A 250-nucleotide genomic window follows, 5' to 3' on the forward strand; every position below is an offset into this window, starting at 1 on the left:
GTCCCGCCGTCGTCCGGCGTGATGAATCGAAACCCCTTCGAGTCGTTAAACCACTTCACCGTTCCAGTCGCCATCACCCGCTCGTATAAATTTGCAGAGCGCGTTTAATCCGGCGCGCGTAAGCCGTAAATCTATTGCAACAGTTGCGTCGAGTGCCCTGGCTCAATCGCAGTGTCCGCCCGCTACGGGGGAGCCGGAATGCGCCGTCAGCAGCAAGACTCACGGCTCGTGACGTCCACGCCTTCGCAGC

Annotated in this window: 1 protein-coding gene; it reads right to left on the minus strand. The window is 60.0% G+C overall.

Annotated features, from left to right (window positions below; translation table 11 throughout):
- Nucleotides 1-74, minus strand: a 74-nt coding sequence (locus SB719_RS21660; protein WP_412159960.1) for a cold-shock protein, incomplete at its 3' end; no start/stop codon positions are given.
- Between the last annotated feature and the right edge of the window lie 176 nt (nucleotides 75-250).

The organism is Pantoea sp. SIMBA_079 (genome assembly GCF_046940275.1).
In the GTDB taxonomy this organism is placed as follows: Bacteria; Pseudomonadota; Gammaproteobacteria; order Enterobacterales; family Enterobacteriaceae; genus Pantoea; species Pantoea borealis.